Genomic DNA, 1369 nt, shown 5'->3' on the forward strand with positions numbered 1-1369 from the left:
AGCCCATGTGGCGCAGCATCATCTCGGCCGACAGGATCTCGGAACCCGGGTTCACGTAGTCCTTGCCGGCGTACTTCGGTGCGGTGCCGTGCGTGGCCTCGAACATCGCGATCGAATCGCTCAGGTTCGCACCCGGGGCGATGCCGATGCCGCCAACCTGGGCCGCCAGCGCGTCGGAGACGTAGTCGCCGTTCAGGTTCAGCGTCGCGATCACCGAGTACTCGGCCGGGCGCAGCAGGATCTGCTGCAGGAAGGCGTCAGCGATCGAATCCTTGATCGTGATGTCCTTGCCGGTGTTCGGGTTCTTGAACTTGCACCACGGGCCGCCGTCGATCAGTTCGGCGCCGAATTCCTTCTGCGCCAGGCCATAGGCCCAGTCGCGGAAGCCGCCTTCGGTGAACTTCATGATGTTGCCCTTGTGCACGATGGTCACGCTGGGCTTGTCGTTGTCGATCGCGTACTGGATCGCCTTGCGCACCAGGCGCTCGGTGCCTTCGCGCGACACCGGCTTGATGCCGATGCCCGAGGTGTTCGGGAAGCGGATCTTCTTGACGCCGAATTCGTCCTGCAGGAACTTGATCAGCTTCTTGGCCTTGTCGCTCTCGGCCTCGAACTCGATGCCGGCATAGATGTCTTCCGAGTTCTCGCGGAAGATCACCATGTTGGTCTTCTCGSGTTCCTTCACCGGCGACGGCACGCCCTTGAAGTACTGGATCGGACGCAGGCAGACATACAGGTCGAGTTCCTGGCGCAGCGCGACGTTCAGCGAGCGGATGCCGCCGCCGACCGGCGTCGTCAACGGGCCCTTGATCGACACGACGTACTCGCGCAGGACCTGCAGCGTTTCTTCGGGCAGCCACACGTCGGGGCCGTAGACCTTGGTCGATTTCTCGCCGGCGAAGATCTCCATCCAGTGGATCTTTTTCGCGCCCTTGTAGGCCTTCGCCACCGCGGCGTCGACCACCTTGATCATCACCGGGGTGATGTCGTAGCCGGTGCCGTCACCCTCGATGTACGGGATGATGGGCTGGTCGGGGACCTTGAGCGAGAAGTCGGCGTTGACGGTGATCTTCTGCCCGCCCTCGGGCACCTTGATGTGCTGATACATGGGATAGCTCCGCGCGCTGCTGATGTTGGAGTGACTGGAAACGGACCGCACTGAAGCCGGCGATTCTATGTCACGCACCGTGTCAACCGACTTTGGAGAGCCCGCGTTACGGGCGGACCGTCCAACGATGGACGGCGGATCCAAAACTTTCGAAAGGTTTTTACATGAACAAGATTCTGGCCGCCCTGATTGCTTCCCTGTTCGCTGCCGGCGCTTTCGCCGCTGACGCCAAGCCCGCTGAAGCTGCCAAGCCGGCTGCAT

General features: G+C 62.1%; 1 protein-coding gene. It reads right to left on the reverse strand.

Translation table 11 applies throughout. The features are described from left to right. On the reverse strand, nt 1-1108 hold a 1108-nt coding region (gene icd / locus AC1DXV_RS34640; RefSeq protein WP_477938049.1), incomplete at its 3' end, for an NADP-dependent isocitrate dehydrogenase. Between the last annotated feature and the right edge of the window lie 261 nt (nt 1109-1369).

This window comes from Rhizobacter sp. P3_C12, assembly GCF_056402735.1.